This is a genomic window from Pseudomonas sp. PWP3-1b2 (genome assembly GCF_049896045.1).
Taxonomy (GTDB): domain Bacteria; phylum Pseudomonadota; class Gammaproteobacteria; order Pseudomonadales; family Pseudomonadaceae; genus Aquipseudomonas; species Aquipseudomonas antarctica_B.
Genome location: NZ_JAFCTN010000079.1, coordinates 3,721 through 7,296 on the forward strand (window position 1 = coordinate 3,721; position 3,576 = coordinate 7,296).

At 58.0% G+C, this 3,576-nt stretch carries 3 protein-coding genes; 1 reads left to right on the forward strand and 2 read right to left on the reverse strand.

Annotated elements, in window-relative coordinates:
• Positions 1-65: 65 nt before the first annotated feature.
• Positions 66-1,355: a citrate synthase gene (gene gltA, locus ACP7A2_RS26910; protein ID WP_375069802.1), complete on the forward strand. Its 1,290-nt coding sequence runs from the start codon at positions 66-68 to the stop codon at positions 1,353-1,355.
• 245 nt (positions 1,356-1,600) lie between these two features.
• On the opposite strand, the gene ACP7A2_RS26915 is transcribed toward gltA, so the two are convergent.
• Both ACP7A2_RS26915 and ACP7A2_RS26920 read right to left on the reverse strand, forming a co-directional pair.
• Positions 1,601-3,259 carry a cation acetate symporter gene (locus ACP7A2_RS26915; protein WP_049709233.1) on the reverse strand — a complete coding sequence of 553 codons (1,659 nt, stop codon included), beginning with the start codon at positions 3,257-3,259 and terminating at the stop codon, positions 1,601-1,603.
• A complete protein-coding gene (locus tag ACP7A2_RS26920; RefSeq protein ID WP_003190001.1) occupies positions 3,256-3,567 on the reverse strand; it encodes a DUF485 domain-containing protein in 312 nt (103 codons plus the stop codon). Before ACP7A2_RS26920 ends, ACP7A2_RS26915 begins: the two co-directional genes overlap by 4 nt.
• Positions 3,568-3,576: the final 9 nt, after the last annotated feature.

The following is a 3,576-nucleotide window of genomic DNA, read 5'->3' on the forward strand; positions in this document are numbered from 1 at the left end:
CTATAGTGGTGCGGGCCCTGCGTGGGGGGTCTGTCTGATGATTTGAAGCATAAATAGGAGGCCACATGGCTGACAAAAAAGCGCAGTTGATCATCGAGGGCGCAGCCCCCGTCGAGCTGCCCATTTTAACCGGCACCGTTGGTCCCGATGTTATTGACGTACGGGGCCTGACGGCCACGGGCCGTTTCACATTCGACCCAGGCTTCATGTCGACCGCCTCTTGCGAGTCGAAGATCACCTATATCGATGGCGATAATGGCATTCTGCTTCACCGGGGCTACCCGATCGAGCAACTGGCTGAAAAGTCGGACTACCTTGAAACCTGCTATCTGCTGCTGAATGGCGAATTGCCAACCGCTGAGCAGAAAGCCACGTTTGTCGGTAACGTGAAGAACCACACCATGGTTCACGAGCAGTTGAAGACCTTCTTCAACGGCTTCCGTCGCGACGCCCACCCGATGGCCGTGATGTGCGGCGTGGTTGGCGCCCTGTCGGCCTTCTATCACGACTCCCTCGACATCAATAACCCGCAGCATCGCGAAATTTCAGCGATCCGCCTGGTTGCCAAGATGCCGACCCTGGCCGCAATGGTTTACAAGTACTCCATGGGTCAACCCATGATGTACCCGCGCAACGACCTGTCGTACGCGGAAAACTTCCTGCACATGATGTTCAACACGCCGTGCGAGATCAAACCGATCAGCCCGGTGCTGGCCGCTGCGATGGACAAGATCTTTATCCTCCACGCCGACCACGAACAGAACGCCTCGACGTCCACCGTGCGCCTGGCGGGCTCTTCGGGTGCCAACCCGTTCGCCTGTATCGCCGCCGGTATCGCCGCACTGTGGGGCCCTGCCCACGGCGGTGCGAACGAAGCCGTATTGACCATGCTCGATGAAATCGGCGATGTCTCGAACATCGACACGTTCATCGCCAAGGCCAAGGACAAGAACGATCCGTTCAAGTTGATGGGCTTCGGTCACCGGGTCTACAAGAACCGTGACCCGCGCGCCACTGTCATGAAGAAGACCTGCGACGAAGTGTTGAAGGAACTGGGCATCAAGAACGATCCGCAACTCGAACTGGCCATGCGCCTGGAAGAGATCGCCCTGACCGACCCCTACTTCATCGAACGCTCGCTGTACCCGAACGTCGACTTCTACTCGGGGATCATCCTCAAGGCGATCGGCATTCCAACCAGCATGTTCACCGTGATCTTCGCCCTGGCGCGGACCGTGGGCTGGATCTCGCACTGGAAAGAAATGCTCTCCAGCCCGTACAAGATTGGCCGCCCGCGCCAGCTGTACACCGGCTACGAGTCGCGTGACATCACCAAGCTGGAAGATCGCAAGTAAGCATTTAACTGCTTGTTTGCAATGAGAACGGCCTCCCTTAGTGGAGGCCGTTTTTGTTTGTGGTGCCTGTTCTACCGCTATCGCAGGCAAGCCAGCTCCCACATTTGACTGCATTCCAAGGCATGTACTCGGTCGAATGTGGGAGCTGGCTTGCCTGCGATAGCAATGGCCCTGCCACCCCATAACCCCAGGCAAAAAAATGCCCCGGCCTTTCGACCGGGGCATTTCTTTATGCCGCTACAACCTTAGTGATTAACCGCCCCGCTCGCCCCCAGGCCAGTTTGCGAACGCACAAACTGCGGGAAGTACAGCGCACGCTCTTTCTCTGCCGCCGCCGACTTGTCGGTGATGGAGAAGAACCAGATGCCGACGAACGCAATGATCATCGAGAACAGCGCAGGGTATTCATACGGGAAGATGGCTTTTTCATGGTGCAGGATCGAGACCCAGATGGTCGGGCCCAGCACCATCAGGCCAACGGCACTGATCAAGCCCAGCCAGCCACCAATCATCGCGCCACGGGTGGTGAGGTTTTTCCAGTACATGGAAAGCAGCAACACCGGGAAGTTACAGCTGGCAGCAATCGAGAACGCCAGGCCGACCATGAACGCGATGTTCTGGCTTTCGAACAGGATACCCAGGCCGATTGCCAGCGCACCCAAGGCCACGGTGGTGATCTTCGATACGCGAATCTCATCCTTGTCGTTGGTCTTGCCTTTCTTGATCACGCTGGCGTACAGGTCGTGGGACACCGCCGAAGCACCGGCCAGGGTCAAGCCGGCAACCACCGCAAGGATGGTGGCGAAGGCCACGGCCGAGATGAAGCCCAGGAAGATACTGCCACCCACCGCGTTGGCCAGGTGCACCGCCGCCATGTTGTTACCGCCCAGCAAGGCGCCCGCGGCATCCTTGAACGCCGGGTTGGTGCTGACCAACAGGATCGCGCCAAAACCGATGATGAAGGTCAGGATGTAGAAGTAGCCGATGAAGCCAGTGGCATACAGCACGCTCTTACGCGCTTCCTTGGCGTCGCTCACCGTGAAGAAGCGCATCAGGATGTGCGGCAGGCCGGCGGTGCCGAACATCAGCGCAAGCCCTAAGGAGAATGCCGAAATCGGGTCTTTCACCAAGCCGCCGGGGCTCATGATCGCTTCACCTTTAGGGTGAACCTTGATCGCCTCGGAGAACAGGGCGTTGAAGTCGAAGTTGACGTGCTTCATCACCATCAGCGCCATGAACGAGGCACCGGACAGCAACAGCACGGCCTTGATGATCTGTACCCAGGTAGTCGCCAGCATGCCGCCGAACAGCACGTACATGCACATCAAAATCCCTACCAGGATCACCGCCACATGGTAATCAAGGCCGAACAGCAGCTGGATCAGCTTGCCCGCACCCACCATCTGCGCGATCAGGTAGAACGCCACCACCACCAGCGAACCACACGCCGACAGGCTGCGGATCTGGGTTTGCCCGAGGCGGTACGACGCCACGTCGGCAAAGGTGTATTTACCCAGGTTACGCAGGCGCTCGGCGATCAGGAACAGAATGATCGGCCAGCCCACCAGGAAGCCGATCGAGTAGATCAGGCCGTCGTAGCCGGAGGTGTAAACCAGCGCGGAAATCCCCAGGAAGGACGCAGCCGACATGTAGTCGCCAGCAATCGCCAGGCCGTTCTGGAAACCGGTGATCTTGCCGCCGGCCGCATAGTAGTCGGCCGCCGACTTGTTACGTTTGGAAGCCCAATAGGTGATGCACAAGGTGGCACCGACGAACGCGACAAACATCACGATGGCCGAGATGTTCAGCGGTTGCCTTTGCACTTCACCGGTCAATGCGTCTGCCGCCCAAACAGCCGGGGCAAACAGCGAAGCGCCGAATACAGCCAATAGACGCCGGATCATTGCGCAGCCTCCTTGAGAATCGCATTGTTCAGGTCATCAAATTCGCCATTGGCCCGGCGCACATAGATGCCGGTCAGGATGAAGGCGGAGACAATCAGTCCGACACCCAGGGGAATGCCCCAGGTAATCGAAGAACCGGGGCTGATCTTGGCCCCCAGGACTTGTGGCCCGTAGGCAATCAACAGGATGAAAGCGGAGTAAAGCCCTAGCATGATCGCCGAGAGAATCCAGGCGAACCTTTCCCTTTTTCTCACCAGCTCCTTGAAACGCGGGCTGTTTTGAATCGAGAGGTAAATGCTGTCGTTCATTATTTTTAT

Bases quoted from the DNA above. Each gene is read 5' to 3' on its own strand.
- gltA (WP_375069802.1), top strand. From the start codon at position 66: ATGGCTGACAAAAAAGCGCAGTTGATCATCGAGGGCGCAGCCCCCGTC.
- ACP7A2_RS26915 (WP_049709233.1), bottom strand. From the start codon at position 3,259: ATGATCCGGCGTCTATTGGCTGTATTCGGCGCTTCGCTGTTTGCCCCG.
- ACP7A2_RS26920 (WP_003190001.1), bottom strand. From the start codon at position 3,567: ATGAACGACAGCATTTACCTCTCGATTCAAAACAGCCCGCGTTTCAAG.